Origin of the sequence: Pseudomonas fluorescens (assembly GCF_902497625.1) — a bacterium.
GTDB lineage: Bacteria > Pseudomonadota > Gammaproteobacteria > Pseudomonadales > Pseudomonadaceae > Aquipseudomonas > Aquipseudomonas fluorescens_BQ.
Map to the genome: position 1 here is coordinate 45,522 of NZ_CABVGX010000035.1, position 19,314 is coordinate 64,835.

At 58.6% G+C, this 19,314-nt stretch carries 20 protein-coding genes and 1 pseudogene; 9 read left to right on the forward strand and 12 right to left on the reverse strand.

Annotated features, from left to right (window positions below):
* Window positions 1-8 precede the first annotated feature (8 nt).
* Entirely contained in the window at window positions 9-476 is a 468-nt protein-coding gene (recX, locus tag F8N12_RS19900; protein WP_150580068.1) for a recombination regulator RecX, read from the forward strand.
* A gap of 45 nt (window positions 477-521) precedes the next feature.
* On the opposite strand, the gene F8N12_RS19905 is transcribed toward recX, so the two are convergent.
* Window positions 522-1,640: an LOG family protein gene (locus F8N12_RS19905; protein ID WP_150580067.1), complete on the reverse strand. Its 1,119-nt coding sequence runs from the start codon at window positions 1,638-1,640 to the stop codon at window positions 522-524.
* 363 nt (window positions 1,641-2,003) lie between these two features.
* Between F8N12_RS19905 and F8N12_RS19910 the strand changes: the two genes are divergently transcribed.
* Entirely contained in the window at window positions 2,004-2,204 is a 201-nt protein-coding gene (locus tag F8N12_RS19910; RefSeq protein ID WP_150580066.1) for a hypothetical protein, read from the forward strand.
* Here the strand turns inward: F8N12_RS19910 and F8N12_RS19915 are convergent, their stop codons facing one another.
* Window positions 2,205-2,630: a PA3611 family quorum-sensing-regulated virulence factor gene (locus F8N12_RS19915; RefSeq protein WP_028622520.1), complete on the reverse strand. Its 426-nt coding sequence runs from the start codon at window positions 2,628-2,630 to the stop codon at window positions 2,205-2,207.
* A 203-nt stretch (window positions 2,631-2,833) separates the two neighbouring features.
* On the opposite strand from F8N12_RS19915, the gene F8N12_RS19920 reads away from it, so the two are divergent.
* The 3 genes from F8N12_RS19920 (at window position 2,834) to F8N12_RS19930 (ending at window position 4,869) form a co-directional block, all read left to right on the forward strand.
* The gene (locus F8N12_RS19920; RefSeq protein ID WP_150580065.1) at window positions 2,834-3,583 is read left to right on the forward strand and encodes a tRNA-uridine aminocarboxypropyltransferase; all 750 of its coding nucleotides are present in this window, start codon (window positions 2,834-2,836) and stop codon (window positions 3,581-3,583) included.
* 197 nt (window positions 3,584-3,780) lie between these two features.
* On the forward strand, window positions 3,781-4,431 hold the full coding sequence (erdR, locus tag F8N12_RS19925) for a response regulator transcription factor ErdR (protein ID WP_150580064.1): 651 nt from the start codon (window positions 3,781-3,783) through the stop codon (window positions 4,429-4,431).
* A gap of 75 nt (window positions 4,432-4,506) precedes the next feature.
* Window positions 4,507-4,869 (forward strand): diacylglycerol kinase, encoded by a 363-nt coding sequence (locus F8N12_RS19930; protein ID WP_150580063.1) that lies wholly within the window; start codon window positions 4,507-4,509, stop codon window positions 4,867-4,869.
* Here the strand turns inward: F8N12_RS19930 and F8N12_RS19935 are convergent.
* Window positions 4,866-5,792, reverse strand: coding sequence for a LysR family transcriptional regulator (locus F8N12_RS19935; protein ID WP_150580062.1), 927 nt, complete (start codon window positions 5,790-5,792; stop codon window positions 4,866-4,868). The genes F8N12_RS19930 and F8N12_RS19935 overlap by 4 nt on opposite strands.
* 148 nt (window positions 5,793-5,940) lie before the next feature.
* On the opposite strand from F8N12_RS19935, the gene fpr reads away from it, so the two are divergent.
* A complete protein-coding gene (gene fpr, locus F8N12_RS19940; protein WP_007947184.1) occupies window positions 5,941-6,720 on the forward strand; it encodes a ferredoxin-NADP reductase in 780 nt (259 codons plus the stop codon).
* Between the two features lie 184 nt (window positions 6,721-6,904).
* On the opposite strand, the gene tsaA is transcribed toward fpr, so the two are convergent.
* From tsaA to rimO, 6 genes and pseudogenes are all read right to left on the reverse strand, one after another.
* Window positions 6,905-7,603 carry a tRNA (N6-threonylcarbamoyladenosine(37)-N6)-methyltransferase TrmO gene (gene tsaA / locus F8N12_RS19945; RefSeq protein ID WP_150580061.1) on the reverse strand — a complete coding sequence of 233 codons (699 nt, stop codon included), beginning with the start codon at window positions 7,601-7,603 and terminating at the stop codon, window positions 6,905-6,907.
* A gap of 168 nt (window positions 7,604-7,771) precedes the next feature.
* A pseudogene (locus F8N12_RS19950) lies at window positions 7,772-8,543 on the reverse strand (SDR family oxidoreductase).
* A gap of 172 nt (window positions 8,544-8,715) precedes the next feature.
* The gene (locus F8N12_RS19955; RefSeq protein ID WP_150580060.1) at window positions 8,716-9,183 is read right to left on the reverse strand and encodes a DUF1456 family protein; all 468 of its coding nucleotides are present in this window, start codon (window positions 9,181-9,183) and stop codon (window positions 8,716-8,718) included.
* A gap of 76 nt (window positions 9,184-9,259) precedes the next feature.
* A complete protein-coding gene (locus F8N12_RS19960) occupies window positions 9,260-9,970 on the reverse strand; it encodes an rRNA pseudouridine synthase (protein WP_150580059.1) in 711 nt (236 codons plus the stop codon).
* Window positions 9,971-10,157: 187 nt separating this feature from the next.
* A complete protein-coding gene (locus F8N12_RS19965) occupies window positions 10,158-10,631 on the reverse strand; it encodes a GNAT family N-acetyltransferase (RefSeq protein ID WP_150580058.1) in 474 nt (157 codons plus the stop codon).
* Window positions 10,632-10,742: 111 nt separating this feature from the next.
* Window positions 10,743-12,080: a 30S ribosomal protein S12 methylthiotransferase RimO gene (rimO, locus tag F8N12_RS19970; RefSeq protein ID WP_150580057.1), complete on the reverse strand. Its 1,338-nt coding sequence runs from the start codon at window positions 12,078-12,080 to the stop codon at window positions 10,743-10,745.
* A gap of 288 nt (window positions 12,081-12,368) precedes the next feature.
* Here rimO and F8N12_RS19975 point away from each other — a divergent pair, with 288 nt between their 5' ends.
* The 3 genes from F8N12_RS19975 to F8N12_RS19985 all read left to right on the forward strand — a co-directional run bounded on the left by F8N12_RS19975 (window position 12,369) and on the right by F8N12_RS19985 (window position 15,033).
* A complete protein-coding gene (locus tag F8N12_RS19975) occupies window positions 12,369-14,270 on the forward strand; it encodes a potassium transporter Kup (RefSeq protein WP_150580056.1) in 1,902 nt (633 codons plus the stop codon).
* Window positions 14,271-14,443: 173 nt separating this feature from the next.
* Window positions 14,444-14,734: a type II toxin-antitoxin system Phd/YefM family antitoxin gene (locus F8N12_RS19980; protein ID WP_150580055.1), complete on the forward strand. Its 291-nt coding sequence runs from the start codon at window positions 14,444-14,446 to the stop codon at window positions 14,732-14,734.
* An 11-nt stretch (window positions 14,735-14,745) separates the two neighbouring features.
* Window positions 14,746-15,033: a type II toxin-antitoxin system RelE family toxin gene (locus F8N12_RS19985; RefSeq protein WP_150580054.1), complete on the forward strand. Its 288-nt coding sequence runs from the start codon at window positions 14,746-14,748 to the stop codon at window positions 15,031-15,033.
* 54 nt (window positions 15,034-15,087) lie between these two features.
* On the opposite strand, the gene F8N12_RS19990 is transcribed toward F8N12_RS19985, so the two are convergent.
* From F8N12_RS19990 to F8N12_RS27930, 3 genes are all read right to left on the reverse strand, one after another.
* Window positions 15,088-16,377 (reverse strand): virulence factor family protein, encoded by a 1,290-nt coding sequence (locus F8N12_RS19990; RefSeq protein WP_150580053.1) that lies wholly within the window; start codon window positions 16,375-16,377, stop codon window positions 15,088-15,090.
* Window positions 16,377-19,019 carry a bifunctional lysylphosphatidylglycerol flippase/synthetase MprF gene (mprF, locus tag F8N12_RS19995; protein WP_150580052.1) on the reverse strand — a complete coding sequence of 881 codons (2,643 nt, stop codon included), beginning with the start codon at window positions 19,017-19,019 and terminating at the stop codon, window positions 16,377-16,379. Before mprF ends, F8N12_RS19990 begins: the two co-directional genes overlap by 1 nt.
* Window positions 19,000-19,314: hypothetical protein (locus F8N12_RS27930; RefSeq protein WP_224787682.1), on the reverse strand; the 315-nt coding region annotated here is incomplete at its 5' end. The genes mprF and F8N12_RS27930, both read right to left, overlap by 20 nt.

The following is a 19,314-nucleotide window of genomic DNA, read 5'->3' on the forward strand; positions in this document are numbered from 1 at the left end:
TTGATCCGATGACCGCCGTACTCGATACACCCGTCGCAGTGCGGCGGACCGCAATGGACCTGCTCGCGCGACGCGAGCACGGTCGAGTCGAACTGACGCGTAAACTGCGTCAGCGCGGTGCACTCCCCGAGATGATCGACGCAGCACTCGACCGGTTGACGGAAGAGGGTTTGCTGTCCGAATCCCGTTACCTCGAAAGCTTTGTTTCCTATCGGGCGCGCTCCGGCCACGGCCCTTTGCGTATTCGCGAAGAGTTAAGTCAGCGCGGTCTGCAGCGTGCAGATATCGAACTCGCTATTCGCGAGAGCAGTATCAACTGGCAGGAGCAACTGGAGGATACCTGGCGACGCAAGTTCTCCGGGCATCTACCCATAGACGCACGGGAACGCGCCAAGCAAGGCCGCTTTCTGAGTTATCGGGGTTATTCCATGGAAATGATCAGCCGCTTGTTCAGTGGTCGAGGGATGGATGATTAATCAAAAACGGCCCGCTATTTGAATAGCGGGCCGTTTTTTTCTGCTTCACGAAACGTGTATCGGATCCCGCGAAAGCTGGTGGGCAATGGGTTGGGCCGTCGCCCAGTTCTCGGGCAGATTGATAAAGTCCACCAATTCGCGCAGGCGTCCATGATTACGGGCGTTAAAGGTGAAGGCCAAACGCGCCAAATGACTGAACTGCTGCTCGTCGTGTTCTTCACCGTCGTAGGCATGCTGATGAAAGTGATCGCTCAGGCACAGGTCGGCAAAACTCTCCTGCATCTGCTCAAGCGCATCGTCGCTTAGCTTATGGTTCATCCGGATCACGAATTGATGCTTGAGCCAGCGGCTCGAGTGAAAGTTGCTGTAGAACTGATTGATCTGCTCAACCGCCTCTTCGGCGCTGTAAACCAGGCTGACAAGCTTCATGTCGGTCGGCAGGATGTAGCGGTTTTCTTCCAGTTGATTGCGAATGAAATCCAGCGCGCTTTGCCAGAAATTACCGCCAGGTGAATCCAGCAGCACCACCGGTACCAGCGGACTTTTCCCTGTTTGAATCAGTGTCAGAACTTCCAGCGCTTCATCCAGCGTGCCAAAGCCGCCGGGGCACAGAACCAATGCGTCGGCTTCCTTCACGAAGAACAGCTTACGGGTGAAGAAGAAGTGGAAGGGCAGCAGGTTGCTGGTGCCATTGACGGTCGGATTGGCGTGTTGCTCGAACGGTAGAGTGATATTGAACCCTAGGCTGTGTTCGCGGCCGGCACCTTCGTGGGCCGCAGCCATGATGCCGCCTCCGGCCCCGGTGATGACCATCAGGTCGGAGCGCGCCAGTGCAGCGCCGAGTTCTCGGGCCATTGCATACAGAGGATGCTCGATCGGTGTTCGGGCCGAACCAAAAACCGTGACCTTGCGTCGTCCGCGAAACTTTTCGAGCACGCGGAATGCTTGCTCGAGTTCGCGCAAGGCCTGCAGGGTGATTTTGGCGTTCCAGCGGTTGTGATCTTCCTGGGCCATGCGCAGCACGGTGAGGATCATGTCGCGGTAGATCGGGATGTTCTGGCTGTTGGGTGAAACAAGCTTGAGTTGATCTTCAACCTTGCTGATGAGGTCGTGGCCGCTTTCTTCGAAATGACGGCTGAGGAGGTCATTCGGTTGGTAAGGCATTCAACTTCTCCTTCTGCACAAAGCCCTTGGCTACGACGAGGCAGTCGTCGGCGCCGCAATACCTCGTGTGTCACTGACAGCCCAGGCTGGCGCCTGGACGGTCCAACTGAGTCGTAATCCGGACCCTCATGTGTTGATCGTCGCTGCGATGATCATTGCGCCGCAAAGTCTTTCCTGGCAACTGCTTATTGACGATTTAAGGCGGGTTTCACCGCTCGTCTGAAGGCATACCGCAAGCCCCACACTCTGATTTACTGAATCACAGGCGTTACACCACATATTTGAGTCCCGCGGGACGCACGGACAAGCAGGTAAAGGATTTTTTTTCGCTCAAGCGAGGGCGACGAGCAGGGAGCCGAAGCAATGGCCAGAGTCATTCTGGAGATCGATACGCAACTGTATCGATTGCTCAAATCATCCGCCGAGACCAATAACCTGAGTCTTGAAGAAGAGTGCTGCCGACGTCTCGAGGGTGCCGATCGGCGCTCCAGATATTTGCAGGCTTTGTTGGCAGAGCTGCGCGCCGAGGATGAACAGCGACGCGCGAATGCTCAGTCGCGTTGATTACTTCTTTTTTGCGGGCGTTGCCTTGGGGCAATCCGATTCCTGATAGCTGGCAGAACCGACCGAGCGGTTGGTTTTCACTTCAGTGAAGTCATAACGCATGACTGCTCCCTTGGCCATCAGCTTGCGGAAGGAAGGATTGTTGCAAACAGAGGCGCCAAGCTGGAAATACACGGCTTTGGGATCGGCGCGCATTTTGTCGGCATGACTGCTCTGCACGCTCAGGTGATTGATCAGCACGTTGCCTTCGGCTGTATAGCCTTGATCAAGAATGTCTTCGTTGATGGCCCGTGGAGTGCCAGCGCTGCTTTGTGCGGCGACGTTTCGCAGTTCCCGATTCAGATTCTGCTCACTCAAGGAAGCAGCCTGAGCGCTGAAAGACGATGCGAGCAAAATGGCCGCGGTGGGAACGATAAGGCGCAGCATGAAACTCTCCTGATTCAGTGACGGGTGCTCAGTGACAGGTGGTTCGACCCCTCACATGACTGTGCGTTCAGTGGCGGCAAATTATAGGGGACGGGGCCTGTACGGTACAGGCTTGCGCCGGCTGCTCTGATAAACTGCCGATACTTTCTACCCTACCGAGTGTTGTTCGTGTCGATTTTCCTTCCCCGCAGGATGTGCCTGCGATGAGCCAGTCCTTTGCATCGAACGCCGTCGCCCGCCTGCGCGATCAGCGCGAAGAAGAGGGTATCAAGCCCATTCAGGCCCGTGGCTGGCGTGCACCGCGATGCCGCGCTTGTCGTGTGATCGAGAGCCACTGCCTGTGCGCCTGGCGTCCACAGGTTGAGGCTCGCGCCGGCGTGTGTCTGATCATGACCAACAAGGAAGTGTTCAAACCCAGCAACACCGGTTGGTTGATTGCCGATGTGGTGCGCGATAATCACGCGTTCATCTGGTCGCGCACTGAAACAGATCCGCAACTGTTGGCGTTGCTCGCGGACCCGCAGTGGCAACCTTACCTGGTATTTCCCGGCGAATACGTTGAGCCAGAGCGTGTAACCCACAGCGTTGACACCGCCAGCACCAAGCGGCCGCTGTTTATCCTGCTGGACGCCACCTGGACCGAGGCACGCAAGATTTTTCGCAAGAGTCCTTATCTGGACAAATTGCCGATTCTCAGCCTGCTGCCGGAAAAACTGTCCCGCTATCGATTACGCCGGTCGACCCGCAGCGAGCATCTGTGCACTGCAGAAGTGGCCGCGTTATGCCTCGATCTTGCCGGCGATAGCGCGGCGGCGTCGGCACTGGACGCGTATTTCGATGTGTTCAGCCAGCACTACCTGGACGCCAAACATCAGCTCGATATGAACGTGTCCACTGCGGCGCATGCCGAGCTTGAGCCTTTCCTGCAAAACACGGCTGTCGTCATCTGCTGATTGTCGCCCATACTGCAAAAGTGTCTACCGAGCACGTCGCTTGACCACCCTGACTTCGCTGGGCATGCTTGGCGCCGATTAGGGCGCGGCCGCAGTTTGAAACGCCGTTTTTTGACGTGATTGGCGTTGATCGTGCTCTGTTGGCGCAGTTGCGTGGCTGCACCTCCAGTTGTTTGAAAAACAGGATCAATAGAACAATGGCCACATACGAAATCCTGATTGCCGATGACCATCCGCTGTTTCGTTCCGCTTTGCATCAGGCGCTAACCCTGGGCCTCGGCCCTGACGTTCGTTTGGTGGAAGTGGCGAGCATTGCCGAGCTGGAGACCCGTCTGGATGAGAAGGCCGACTGGGATCTGGTCTTGCTCGATTTGAACATGCCCGGCGCCTACGGCTTTTCCGGGCTGGTGCTGCTACGCGGGCAGTATCCGCAGATTCCGGTGGTGATGATTTCCGCTCAGGAAGAAGCGACGATCATGGTGAAGTCCCGCGAGTTCGGGGCCAGCGGATTCATTCCCAAGTCGAGCGACCTGACTGTCATTCAAAAAGCCGTGCGGGCCGTGCTCGATGGCGATGTGTTCTGGCCGCCTCAGGCGTTCGAAGCCGTCATTGTTTCCGCCGAAGCGAAAGCCGCCAGTGAAGGCCTTGCCAGCCTGACGCCGCAACAGTTTCGAGTACTGACCATGGTCTGTGAGGGCTTGCTGAACAAGCAGATCGCATACGAGCTGAGCGTTTCCGAAGCGACCATCAAAGCTCATGTCACGGCGATATTCCGCAAGCTGAATGTGCGCACCCGTACCCAGGCTGCTTTACTGCTGCAACAGCTTGAGTCAATTTCCAGCCACTAGGGTTTGGCGTCTTCACGCTTTTTTGACTTTGATTGATCTAGCTTTCCCACTTTCTTTTGGTCAGTTGCCCACTCTATGTCTCCTTTCAAAGGCCAGACCGGCCTGAAACGCATCCTCAATGCCTCCGGTTATTCGCTGGATGGTCTGCGCGCCGCCTTCACCGGTGAAGCCGCTTTTCGGCAGTTGGTGTTGCTCAACGTCGTTTTGATTCCGCTGTCGTTTTTTCTGGATGTCAGCCGCGTCGAGCAGGCGCTGCTGATCGCCGTGTGTCTTCTGGCGCTGATTGTGGAGTTGCTCAACTCTGCGGTCGAAGCGGCGATTGACCGTATCTCGCTCGAGTTGCACCCTCTGTCGAAAAACGCCAAGGACATGGGCAGCGCTGCTCAGTTTGTGGCGCTGACCATGATCGGTCTGGTGTGGGCAGTGATTCTGCTTTAAGCAATATTAGGCAATACGATCTCGTCGCTGCGCTGAACCCCAGCGGTAAAAGCGCGGCACAGGTCGAGGAATTCGCGCATCGCCGAGGTCTGATATTTCTGTTTGTGCCAGATGAAGTAGAACTGCCGGGCGAGATCCAGGTCCGGTGTTTCCACCGGCACCAGGCTGCCACGGCGAAACGCGTCGCGTAGCGCCAGGCGCGATATGCAGCCAATCCCCAAACCTGATTCCACCGCGCGTTTGATCGCTTCGGTGTGCTCCAGCTCAAGACGAATGTTCAATCCGCTGCGATGATGACGCATGGCCTGATCAAAGGTCAGCCGAGTACCTGAGCCCTGTTCACGCAAGATCCAGGCTTCCTGACTGAGTTCGTCCATCGTTGCCGCACCGCGGCTGGCCAGCGGATGTTGCGGTGCGCAGAACACTACCAGCTCATCTTCCACCCAGCTCTGCACCTCGATGTCCGGGTGGCTGCAATCGCCTTCAATCAGACCCAGATCAATTTCATAGTGAGCGACTTGTTGCACGATGTTGGCGGTATTTTGCACGTGCAGCTTCACCTGGCTTTCCGGGTGACGTTGCATGAAGCTGCCGATCAGCAAGGTCGCCAGATAATTGCCGATGGTCAAGGTGGCGCCGACCGCCAGCGAGCCGAAACCTGACTTGCCGTTTAGCAAGTCTTCGATCTCCTTGGCCTGATCGAGCAGTGCCACCGCTTGCGGCAGTAACTGTTTACCGAGGGCGTTGAGGCTCAGCCGTTTGCCGGCGCGATCAAACAGCTGGCAGCTGGATTGGCGCTCGAGTTCGGTGATCGAGGTGCTCGCCGCCGATTGTGAGAGGTTGAGCGTCAGCGCGGCACGGGATACGCTTTCCTGCTGGGCGACGGCGACGAATACTTGAAGTTGACGGAGAGTAAATCGCATATCTATATAACCGATAACCCTTATCTTAATAATCCATTTAACAGATATTGTTACTGCTATTAGAATGCGATGCAATTGCGCACAACTGTTTTTTTCAAGCAGCAGGCGCCAAGCACGCGCAGACCAAATTCCCAGGAGTCCCACGTACATGAGCAACATGAACCACGAGCGTGTCCTCAGTGTTCATCACTGGAATGACACTCTGTTCAGCTTCAAGTGCACCCGCGATCCGGGCCTGCGCTTCGAGAACGGTCAGTTCGTGATGATCGGCCTGCAACAACCCAACGGCCGGCCGCTCATGCGGGCTTACTCGATTGCCAGCCCGAACTGGGAAGAGCATCTCGAGTTTTTCAGCATCAAGGTGCCTGACGGTCCGCTGACTTCCCAGTTGCAGCATCTGAAGGAAGGCGACGAGATCATCATCAGCAAGAAGCCTACCGGCACGCTGGTTCTGGATGACTTGAAGCCTGGCAAACATTTGTACCTGCTCAGTACAGGTACCGGTCTGGCGCCGTTCATGAGCGTCATCCAGGACCCGGAAACCTACGAGCGTTTCGAGAAAGTGATCCTTTGCCACGGCGTGCGTTACGTCAACGAAGTCGCTTACCGCGAGTTCATCACCGAGCACCTGCCGCAGAACGAATTTTTCGGCGAGTCCCTGCGTGACAAGTTGATCTACTACCCGACCGTGACCCGCGAACCGTTCGAGAACGAAGGCCGTTTGACCGACCTGATGCGCAGCGGCAAGCTATTCAGCGACATCGGTCTGCCACCGATCAACCCGCAGGACGACCGCGCCATGCTGTGCGGTAGCCCGAGCATGCTCGACGAAACCAGCGAAGTCTTGAACAGCTTCGGCCTGAAGGTTTCGCCGCGTATGCGCGAGCCGGGTGATTACCTGATCGAGCGAGCATTTGTCGAGAAGTAAGAAACCACTGCACTGCTCTACTTGTGGGAGCGAACCTGCTCGCGATAGCGGACTGTCCGTCAACGTCATCGTTGAATGTTACGCCGCCATCGCGAGCAGACTCGCTCCCACATGGGTTTGATGGTGACCATCGAAAAGCCCGCGTTGCCTTCAGAGGTAGCGCGGGCTTTTGCGTTTTTGGCGTTCAACCCTTAACGGTAATAACTTCCAGGACCCGGATCAGACCCACCTCGGGGTAATGCCAACGCACATCCACATCCCACAATTGCGCGCCGTATTCACGCTCCGGGACCGTGGTTTGATACGCCGGGCGCGGATCCTGCGCCAGACATTGCTCAATCAGGGCAACCAAGGGCTCGTCAAGGCGCTGAGCATGCTCGTGAGCCTGGATCAGCGCCGTATCCGTCCACTGCACAGCAATCAGCTGCGGCGCTGCGCTGGCGATGGTGTTGGAGGCCGAGTCGATGATGTCGGCGTACGGCACGTAGGGCTTGATGTCGAGAATGGGTGTGCCATCCAGCAGATCAATGCCGGATATCCACAGGCGATCGGCCTCCACCTTATCCAGCTTGACCACGGATTGACCGATGCCATTCGGCCGGTGCGTGGCTCGGGTGGCAAAAACGCCCATGGATTTGTTGCCACCCAGGCGAGGAGGGCGGACTTTCAAGCGCGGCTTGTCCTCCAGCGCCTGATGAAACAGAAACAGTAGCCAGACGTGGCTGACCTGCTCCAGACCTTGCACGGCTTCGCCCTGATTGAAGGGTGCGACCAGTTCCAGTACACCGCGAGCGGCCGGGGCCAGTTGTGGCTGGCGCGGGATGGCGAACTTCTCCTTGAAGCAGGAGCGCACGAAGCCGATCGGGGAAACGCTGTAGGTCATGGTCTGGGGTCGAGGCGGGAATCTGGGCGGGCATGATAACCCGATCAAACTGAATTCAGGGGTGCTTGTGCCGGCCACTTCGCGAGCAGGCTCGCTCCCACAGGTGATCTATGGTGCACAGGAGATCCAGTGTGGGAGCGAGCCTGCTCGCGATGGCCGCAACGCGGATTACAGACTGAACCCACCATCCAGAGGAATAATATTCCCGGTCATATACGCTCCCGCCGTACTCGCCAGACTGATCGCCAGCGCCGCCATTTCTTCCTCACGCCCCCAACGTTTCATCGGAATCAACGCCGTATCCTCCGCCAGCGCCTGCTCATCGTTCCCGATATGCTGGGTCATCTTGCTCGGAAACCGTCCTGGTGCAATCACGTTGACGTTGATGTGCTGACCCACCAGTTCTCGCGCCAGAATCCGCGACAATTGATGCAGCGCTGCCTTGCTCGGCCCATAGGCGTAAGCCTGTTCGCCGAAGGACGAAAATACCCGCCACTGAGCCGATGTTGATGATGCGCGCCGGATTTGCGGCCGAGCCGGCTTTGCGCAGCAGGGGCAGAAACTGCTGGATGCAGTTGAACACTGAGGTCACGTTGAGCTGCATGACTTTTTCCCAGCCCTTCACCGGATAGCTTTCCAGCGGGGCACCCCATGTGGTGCCCGCGTTGTTGACCAGGATGTCCAGATGCGTGATCTGTTGTCCCAACCGCGTCGCCAGTTGCTGTACGCCCGCTTCAGTGGCGAGGTTTGCTGCGACCCCGTGGCATCGGCCAAGCGCACTGAGTTCGTCAGCCGTTTGCTGGCAGGCTTCGGCATCGCGGGAGCAGACGTAGACGGTGGCGCCGGCCTCGACATAAGCCTTGGCAATCATTTTGCCAATACCACGGGTGCCGCCGGTCACCAGAGCGGTGCGGCCTTGCAGGGAAAAGTATGGGTGCATGGCAAATCCTGAGAGCTGAGGGTGATTACACCCTAGTCGTCAGCCGCATGAAGCGGAGCCACTATTTTTGCGAGGAATGGGGGGCCATTCGGCCCAGATACAAGCTGCAAGCTGCAAGCTGCAAGAGGATCGGGTTCCGCTTCAAGCTTGCAGCTTGCAGCTTGCAGCTTTTTTACGCTCTCACTCGCAGAGTGAGCCCCTTGAGGAAGTTGCGCAGCAACTGGTCGCCGCACGGGCGATAGTTGGTGTGGCCGAACTTGCGGAACAGTGCGCTCAGTTCCGGCTTGGAGACCGGGAACTCGGAAGCTTTGAGAATGGCGTGCATGTCGTCTTCCTTCAGTTCGAAGGCCACACGCAGTTTCTTCAGGATGATGTTGTTGGTCACTGGCGTTTCGATCGGCTGCGGCGGACGGCTTTCGTCCTTGCCGCGTTTGAAGGTCACCAGGCCATCAAGGAAATGCGCCATGACCTCGTCCGGGCAACGTACGAAGCCTTCTTCGTCCTCCTCTTTCTTGTCGAGGTACGTCTGCAAATCCTCGAGGCTCACGTCCATGCCGCCGAGCTTGATGATCTCGATGACTTTCTTGTCGCTGATGTCGAGCATGTAGCGCACGCTGCGCAGTACGTCGTTATGAATCATGGTGTGCAATCCTGATATTCAGCAGTGGGCGCCGCTTACACAGCGACGCCGAAAAAGTGGGGCGGCGTGACAAGTCTTAAAACTTTTCTTTGCCGGACAGGTAGCGCCATTGGCCCAGCGGTACTTTGCCGATGGACACGCCGCCTATGCGGATGCGCCGAATCGCAACGACCTTGAGGCCTACGGCCTGGCAGAACAGGGCGATGACCCCCGGTTGCGGGTTCTTCATCGCAAAGCGCAGACGGTTTTCGTTCTGCCAGCTGGCTTTCACCGCCGGCAGTTCCTTGCCCTTGTACGTCAGGCCGTGATTCAGACGGTTGAGGCCGTGAGCCACCATCTCGCCTTCAACCTCGACCACATACTCCTGCTCGATTTTTGCGGCATCGGCGGTCAGCTTGCGCAGGATCTTCCAGTCCTGAGTGAACACCAACAGACCGCTGGCGTTGGCCTGCAGATCAGTGCTGGCGGTCAGGCGCAGGAAGTGGCCCTTGAGCGGGCGTTTGCTGAAGCGATGTTCTTCGCTCAGGGTTTCGGCGCTGATGGTAGCCATGGCCGTTTCCGCGTCCATGTCAGCAGGAACGTTGAACAGAATAGTCACCGGCTCTGGCGCAGTAGCCTGGGCTTGCGGATCGAGCTCGACCTTCTGCGTGTCGACCTTGAATTGCGGCTCGTCGATGACCTCACCGTCCACGGTGACCCAGCCGCCCTCAATGAACAGCTCAGCCTCCCGACGGGAACAGCCGACGAGTTCGATGAGGCGTTTGGAGAGACGAATCGGGTCAGTCATGACAGGGCCGTAACAAAAAAGGGGTAGGCATTGTACCTGCCTGGCGCCGGTTAATCGCGGGTCCATTTCAGTACGGCTGAATTTCCTGTGGGAGCTGGCCTGCCAGCGATTGCATCACCTCGGTGTATCTGACAAACCGTAGCGTCTGCATCGCTGGCAGGCCAGCTCCCACAGGGGTTCTATGGCGTCAGGCATGTTGTGAACGCTGCTGGTTTTGGCGCAACCGCATGTGCAGCAACGGATAAGGCTGATCCATCCCGTCCACCTCCGAGCGGCCGACCACCTCGAAACCCTGCTTGAGGTAAAACGCCAGCGCCTGGGTATTCTGCTCGTTGACGTCCAGCTGATCGGCGTTGAACTGCTCCATGGCGTAACGCAGCAACTGCTTGCCCAAACCCTGACCCCGATGGGCCGGATCGATGAACAGCATTTCAATCTTGCCCACCGCGACCCCGGCAAAACCGGTGATGCGTTGCCGCGAATCTTTGGTGCAGACCAGCATCACCGCATCCAGGTAGCGGGTCAGTACCAGATTTTTCAGCAGTTCAATGTAGCTGTCGGGCAGAAAATCATGGGTGGCGCGCACCGAGGCTTCCCATACCCGCGTGAGTTCCACGTAGTCGCGCTGTCTCGGCGTGTGAATGACCGAATGTTGGCCCATGGCCGGGGCTCCTTGAGTCGTTGGTGTCATGCGTCCTTTTCACCCTCAAACGATAGACCTAAAAAAGCCCCGCATCTCGCCAGGAGAGCAGGGCTTTCGTATTTTTTGCTTTTAGATCTGTTCAGCCCACAGGTCGTATTCGTCGGCATCGGTCACTTTGCACCAGACTTTATCGCCCGGTTTCAGGTTGCTGCCGTTGTCGATGAACACGTTGCCGTCGATTTCCGGGGCATCGAAGAAGCAGCGGCCGACCGCGCCTTGCTCGTCGACTTCATCGACCAGCACTTCGATTTCACGGCCAACGCGCATTTGCAGACGTGCCGAGCTGATCGCTTGCTGATGCGCCATGAAGCGGTCCCAGCGATCCTGCTTGACGTCGTCCGGCACGATCTCCAGGTCCAGCAGGTTGGCCGGCGCGCCTTCAACCGGCGAGTACTGGAAGCAGCCGACGCGGTCGAGTTGGGCCTCGGTCAGCCAGTTAAGCAAATACTGGAAGTCTTCTTCGGTCTCGCCAGGGAAGCCGACGATGAAGGTCGACCGGATGATCAGGTCCGGGCAGATCTCGCGCCAGTTCTTGATGCGCGCCAGGGTCTTGTCTTCAAACGCCGGGCGTTTCATTGACTTGAGGACTTTCGGGCTGGCGTGCTGGAACGGGATGTCCAGGTACGGCAGGATTTTCCCGGCAGCCATCAGCGGAATCAGCTCGTCGACGTGCGGATACGGGTAAACATAGTGCAAGCGCACCCATACGCCGAGGCTGCTCAGGGCTTCGCAGAGTTCGGTCATGCGGGTTTTCACCGGCGCGCCGTTCCAGAAACCGGTGCGGTATTTCACGTCGACGCCGTAGGCGCTGGTGTCTTGCGAAATCACCAGCAACTCTTTGACGCCGGCCTTGACCAGGCGCTGGGCCTCGTCGAGCACGTCGCCGACCGGACGGCTGACCAGTTTGCCGCGCATCGAGGGGATGATGCAGAAGCTGCAGCTGTGGTTGCAGCCTTCGGAAATCTTCAGGTACGCGTAGTGACGCGGCGTCAGCTTGATCCCTTGCGGTGGCACCAGATCGATCAGCGGGTTGTGATCCTGGCGCGGCGGCACGGCGTCATGCACGGCATTGACCACTTGCTCGTACTGCTGCGGACCGGTCACGGACAGCACGCTTGGGTGAATCTTGCGAATGTTGCCTTCTTCCACGCCCATGCAGCCGGTAACGATGACCTTGCCGTTTTCCTTGATCGCTTCGCCGATCACTTCCAAAGATTCAGCCTTGGCCGAATCGATGAAGCCGCAGGTGTTCACCACCACGACGTCTGCGTCCTGATACGTGGACACCACGTCATAGCCTTCCATGCGCAGCTGGGTAAGGATGCGCTCGGAGTCGACCAGTGCTTTGGGGCAACCCAGGGATACGAAACCAACCTTTGGATTGGCCGGCGCAGGAGCTGTGGACATGTCTAACCTCGGTATTTGTGACGCCTGATGCCGAGGGCGGCAAGGCGGCTGACGGGCACTTGGTATGCCTCTGATCAAAAAGTGCGCAATTCTAGCGATGGGACGCGCACTTGACCAGCTTTATGCGGGGAAATACGACGAGTGCTGCGCTATGCTTCGCGGTTTTGAGCTTTATCGATTTTTCGCAGTCAACAAAACGTCTGTAACAGTTAGTAAAACAGCGCATGCTGCGCAGCTAAGCATAGTGCTTTTTCCGAAGAAGTCCGGTCTGGGTATCAGGAGTGTGGGATGGGTCAGGCAAGTAGTCAGACGGCGGGCGCGGAACATTCGGCGGCGAAGCCGATCGGCATGTTGGTCGCAGCGGTCGGGGTAGTTTATGGCGACATCGGCACAAGCCCTCTGTACACCCTCAAGGAAGTGTTCTCAGGAGGTTACGGCGTGCCCGTCAATCATGACGGCGTGCTGGGGATTCTGGCACTGATCTTCTGGTCGCTGATTTGGGTGGTCTCGATCAAATACATGATGTTCGTGCTGCGGGCCGACAACCAGGGCGAGGGCGGCATCATGGCCTTGACCGCGCTGGCTCGGCGCGCGGCGGCAGGGCATGCGAAGTTGCGTAGCCTGCTGGTGGTTTGCGGTCTGATCGGCGCGGCGCTTTTTTACGGTGACAGCATGATCACCCCGGCGATTTCCGTACTGTCGGCGGTAGAGGGCCTGGGCCTTGCGTTCGATGGCATCGACCATTGGGTGGTGCCATTGTCTTTGATCGTGCTGGTCGCGCTCTTTTTGATTCAACGTCACGGCACTGCGCGAATCGGCATTTTGTTCGGCCCGATCATGGTCACCTGGTTTTTGGTGCTGGGCGCGTTGGGCGTCTACGGCATCCTGCAACACCCCGAAGTGTTGCAAGCGATGAACCCGGCCTGGGCCGTGCGCTTTTTTGTCGTGCATCCGGGCATGGGCGTAGCGATCCTTGGCGCCGTGGTGCTGGCCTTGACCGGCGCCGAGGCACTGTACGCCGACATGGGCCACTTCGGCCGCAAGCCGATTGCCCGCGCTTGGTTCATCCTCGTGTTGCCGGCGCTGATGCTGAATTACTTCGGGCAGGGCGCACTGCTGCTCGGCGACCCGGAAGCAGCACGCAACCCGTTCTATCTGCTGGCGCCAAGCTGGGCGCTGATTCCGCTGGTTGGTTTGTCGACCATGGCCACGGTGATTGCCTCGCAAGCGGTGATCTCCGGTGCGTTTTCCCTGACCCGTCAGGCGATCCAGCTCGGCTATATTCCGCGCATGCACATCCAGCACACCTCCAGCGCCGAACAGGGTCAGATCTACATTGGCGCGGTTAACTGGTCGCTGATGGTCGGCGTGATCCTGCTGGTGCTGGGTTTCGAGTCTTCCGGCGCGCTGGCTTCGGCTTACGGCGTGGCCGTGACCGGCACCATGCTGATGACCACCATCCTGGTGTCGGCGGTGATCCTGCTGCTGTGGAAGTGGCCGCCTATTCTGGCGGTTCCGCTGTTGCTCGGTTTCCTGCTGGTGGACGGTCTGTACTTCGCCGCCAATGTGCCGAAAATCATTCAGGGCGGCGCGTTCCCGGTGATCGCCGGTATCGCACTGTTCGTCCTGATGACCACCTGGAAGCGCGGCAAGCAGCTGCTGGTCGAGCGCATGGACGAGGGCGGGCTGCCGCTGCCGATTTTCATCAGCAGTATTGCCGTGCAACCGCCGCATCGGGTTCAGGGTACCGCCGTGTTCCTCACCGCGCGCCCGGACGCTGTGCCCCACGCGTTGCTGCACAACCTGTTGCATAACCAGGTGTTGCACGAACAAGTGGTGCTGCTGACGGTGGTATACGAAGACATCCCGCGCGTACCTCCGACCCGTCGCTTCGAGGTCGAGTCCCACGGTGAAGGCTTCTTCCGGGTGATCCTGCACTTCGGCTTCGTCGACGAGCCGGATGTGCCGCAAGCGCTGACATTGTGTCACCTGAGCGACCTCGATTTCAGCCCGATGCGTACCACCTACTTCCTCAGCCGCGAGACGGTCATTGCCTCCAAACTGGAAGGCATGGCCCGCTGGCGCGAGGCGTTGTTCGCGTTCATGTTGAAGAACGCCAATGGCAATTTGCGTTTCTTCAATCTGCCGCTGAATCGGGTGATTGAGTTGGGGACGCAGGTGGAGATGTAAGGCTGCGGCATCAAAAAGCCCCCGTTGCCGTGAAGGTGGCGGGGGCTTTCTTGTACGCGGGCGAGGACAGTTGGTCGCTCTTGCTCGATTGGCGGTTGATAGATGTCTAATTCAACGCAATACTTTGCGTAGAACTGTGTGTTCAATTTGCATGTTGGTGTAGAGAGGTGAGTATGACGGCATTACTAGAGCGTGCTGACCAAGCGATATCTGTAACAGCGATGGTCAGGGGCTTCAGCGCGAGGCTTAAGGAGATTTCCAGTCGCGCCACTGAGCGATTGGTCATTTTCAAAGACAATCAACCAGCAGCGGTGATCATCAATGTCGATGCCTATCAGGAAATGCTCGACGAGCTGGATGACCTTCGGATTGAAGTCGCCGCTCGGGAACGCTTGACCGGTTTTGATGAGGCTCAGGCAGTCAGCCATGACGATATGCGGGCACGGTACGCCAGAAAAGACTAAAGGAGCTGGGGATGGTGTGGGGCGTTATCTATCACCCGGATGTCCAAAAGGATCTGGACCTACTGGGAGCTGTTGCGGCAAATCGCATTCTGGATGTGATCGAAGAGCGGATTATCAACGGTGAGCCAGACAAGAGCGGTAAACCACTGAGAGCGAGCCTCGCAGGTTGTAGACGAATTCGAACTGGCGACACGCGGATTGTTTATCGAGTTAACGGGAAGGCGATCCAGGTATTGATTGTTGCGGTCGGTGCTCGACGTGACGCAGAGGTTTATGACGCCGCAGAGCGTCGATTGTAAGCAAAAGCCCTCGTTGCCTTCACGGTAGCGGGGGCTTTTTGTTTGCGGCTCAGATTACTCTTGAGCGACTTTGCCCTGCCGCTTCTCGATCACGTCCACCAGCCGCTTGGCCAGCGCCGGGTAGTTCTCGTCGAAGTGATGACCGCCCGGCAGCTTGATCGCTTCACCAACAGCCGTCTTGTCGGTGCAGCCGCTTTCATCGGCTTCTTCTTCACCGTAGATGCACGCGACCTTAGCGGCGGGCAATCTGGCCATTTCCGGGCCGGTGGCGGCTTCTTTGCCGGCGTTGCCCAGCCAGCCCTCGACTTCGATTTCGAAGCTGCCGGTGCGGGCGAAGGCGAGCAGGATGATGGCGTCGATGCGTTGCTGTTCGGACGGTTCCAGACGGTTGTAGATTGCCGGCAGGACATCGGCTCCGAAGGAGTAGCCGGTGAGGATGAAGCGTTTGGTGCCCCATTTCTGCCGGTAGTGCTGCATCAACTCGGTCAGGTCGAGCGCACTTTGCTCGGGACTTTTGTGCTGCCAGTAGTAGCGCAGGGTGTCGATGCCGACCACCGGATAGCCGATCTTGGCCATTTCTCCAGCGACGTCTTTATCTAGATCCCGCCAGCCACCGTCGCCGGAGAGGAACAGGGTGACGGTGTCCTTGGCCTGACCCGCCGGCACTTCCACGACCGGGATCTGCAAGCCGCCAGCGGCCTTGTCACCACCGACGAGAATTTTGCGCAGTTCGTTGTTCAGCACCTGCGGCAGATTGATGTCGTAGTCGCTGATGCTGGTCTCGGCGTTTGGTTGATCGCGTACGAAACCGGCGCTGGTGTCGTCCGGGTTGTCATTCCAGGCAACCAGCCAATGGCCGTGGGTTGCGCTTTTTGGCAGCAAGTGGGTGCAGCCGGGTTTTTCCAGGGCCAGGTCGACCGAGACAGCCTGAGCCTTGTTGTCCTTTTGCTCCGACAACCAGCGCCAGGCCAGCACGGCGCCCGGACCAATACCGCTGACCAGCGTCGCCGGGCCGTTCAGCGCTCTCAATCCGGTTTGCAGGGCGCGAGTTTGCAGCAGGCAATCCGTCGGCAGGATCACCTGGACGATCTGCGCCGAGCCTGAGCGGCTCAACGTCATCAACTGTTTATCGCTAAGTTTCTGCTCGGCATTCACTGCCACCAGCACTTGCGCGCGCGGTGCGTTACCTGGAATGACGCGGGTCATGGCAGGGCCGTCGGCCGCCGTCAGCGTTTCGAGTGTCGGTTCGGGCGCAGGGCGGTTCATATACCAATAAGCGCCACCGACAATCACGGCCAGCACTAGTAGCGTGGCCAATACATAGCGCAAGGAGCGTCGAATCATCAGCGTTTCACCAGTCCAGTCAGGCCGCCGGCAATCAGGGCGGCGGTGTCGGCCAGCGCAACCAGCGGATCGAGTCCGGCGGGCACGGCCATATAACGGGGTTCCCAGTCTGGCTGGAACTTGTCTTTGAAGCGGCGCAAGCCTTGGAAGTTGTACAGCTGCTCACCACGGCGGAACACCATCGAACCCAGGCGCTGAGTCAACGGTGCGCCACGCCGGGGCTGCAAGCCCGACAGCGGCACCATGCCCAGGCTGAAGCGCGCGTAGCCATGACTCTTATAATGTTGAAGAAGGCCGACCATCATGAATTCCATGGTCAGCTTGGGGGCTTGCGGGTGCGCGCGCATCAGGTCAAGGCTGGCCAGATCGTGACTGTAAGTCTCGAGCAGGTTGGCGAACGCCACCGGTCGCCCTTCGAAACGAATCACCGCGATGCGGAAGTGTTTAAGGTAGTCGTCGCTGAAACGGCCGAGCGAGAAGCCTTTCTCGCGCACATTCTTGCCCGTCAGCCAGGCATCGGAAATCACCTTGAGCTCATCCATCGGCGCCTGCCCGGGTTCATGGATCTCCAGCGACAGGCCATCGCGAGTGCCACGATTCCAGGTGTATCGCAGGTCTTTCATCTCTTTGCCTTTGGCTTCGAGATCAAAACGCAGCAAATCGACCCGTGCCTCTTCGCCGAGCTTGATCGCCGTGAGACCGATGTCCATGTAGTAAGGCAGGTTCTCGGCGCGCACTTGATAGAACACGGGGCGGGCGTGATGCAGATCGCAGAGGTCACGGAACTGCCAGATCATTTCCGCGCGTTGCAGGCCGGGACCGATCGGGTCGTACAGGGCCACCAGGCTACGGCCCCGCCGCGCGTACATCAGAAAGGCTTCGTCATTGGGATGAAACAGCAACGCCTTGTCGCCGGTCAGGGCCAGGCCGCCGTCCGGTTGCGCAGAAGCCATGAGGATTTTTGCCGCGCGATCCAGTTCATCCGGTGTCGGCAGGTGGATGACCGGGCGTGCAGTGCGCAGCAGCCAGGTCAGCGAGACCACCAGCAACAGCACGGCCGCGCCCAGTAGCGAGCGCAAACCGCGCGGCGCATCGGCGTCCAGGGTGAACTGCCACCACAGCTGATGGCTATAAGGAACATCTTGATAAGCGAACAGCAACAGCCAGATCGATGCCCCCAGTACGCACAGGCTCGACACCAGATACAGCGGCGAAAAAGGCAGTTCAGTCAGGCGGCTGGGGCGATAGAACGAACGCCGAAAAACCCCGAGCAAACTCGCGGTCAGCGTCATCAGGCAGGCTTCTTCCCAGTCGAACCCTTTGAGCAGCGAGAGCAGGGCGCCGACCAGCAGTAAAATGGTGGTCAGCATCCACGCGGCTGACAAACGCCGACGCAAGCCCTGAGCCAGCAACAAGCACAGCACACCGACCAGGCTGGCGCCGAAGTGCGAAGCGTCGACCAGGCGATGCGGGATCAGAAAACCGATGTGTTCCAGGCGGGTGTCAATCTCCGGGGTCACGCCGGAAAACAGCAGCACCACGCCGGACAGAAATACCAGCAACGCAAGAATCGGCGCCGCCATACCCGACGCCGCACGCAGGCTTTGACGTGTCTGAAACAGGCGCTGGCCTTCGTTGATCAGCAGCAGCAAGCAAGCGACCAGCAATGGCAGCACGACATAAATCAGCCGATAGAGCAGAAGCGCAGCAGCCAGCGGAGCGGCGCCCAGTTTATCGGCGAAAGCGGCCAGCAGAATGGCTTCGAAGACGCCCACTCCGCCGGGCACATGGCTGAGTACGCCCGCGGCCAGGGCCAGCAGATACACGAGCAGGAACGCACCGAACGGTGGCGCTTCTGGCAGCAACAGATAAAGCACGGTGGCTGCGGCGGCAACGTCGAGGGCGGTAATGATCAGTTGCAGAAAAGTCAGGCGGCGACCCGGAAGACGCAAGGTGCGGCGCCCGGCCTTGACCAGCAGGTTGTCCGGGTAAGGCTGCTCCGGCAGGCGGCGACGGTAGATGCCGATGGCCAACGCGGCGAACAACACCAATACAGCGGCAGCGACTGTCCCCAGCAATGTTTCCGAAAAACCCAGCGCAGCGGAAGCCGCGGGCAGGTTGCTCAATGTTGCGAGCGCCGCCAGCGGGGGCAGGGCGCAACCGAGCGAGAGGCTGGCAAACAGGGTCATGTGAGCGACTTCCGACGCTCCCAGGCCGTGACGCGCATATAGCCGGTAACGAACCGAGCCGCCCGACAGCATCGAGAGACCGATGGCATTGCCGATCGCGTAGGCCGTGAAGCCGCCCAGTGCGAGAGTACGCGGTGCTAGGCTCACGCGGGCATAGCGGCTGGCGGACCATTCGTATCCGAGCAGGATGATGAAGCCGACAATGGTCGCCGCCACCGCACCGAGCAATGCCGGCTTTGGCACATTGAGAATCGAGTCGTGCAGCGCGTACAGGTCGAGTTCGCTGAGCAGATGACGACAGGCAATAAGCGCGATGGCGAACAATAGAAGCGTCACCGTCAGGCCGATGGGCTGACGGTATTTGCTCACACGATCGAGCAAGCGCAAACGCTCGGCTTTGATCGGTTGTGTCGCGGTGACGGAGTCTTGTGAATCAGACGAGTTGGCGCGCATCAATCACCTCTTGGATTGTGCGCGACAGGATGGGGGTATCCAGCCGAGTTACCAATCCCTGCAAGAAAAAATAATTCCAAATATTACGCCGCATGCTGTTTATCGGCGATGGCGATGCAGTCTCGAGCGGTCCAGAGTTCAGGTCTGAGCGTGGTTCTGTCTCGAAAATTGCTGGCCGAGACCATGTGTCAAAGCGAGGCATGTCATTGTTGCGAAGAGGTTTTTTAGCGGACACAAAAAAGGCCACTCTTTCGAGTAGCCTTTCTTGATGTTTGGTTGCGGGAGCCGGATTTGA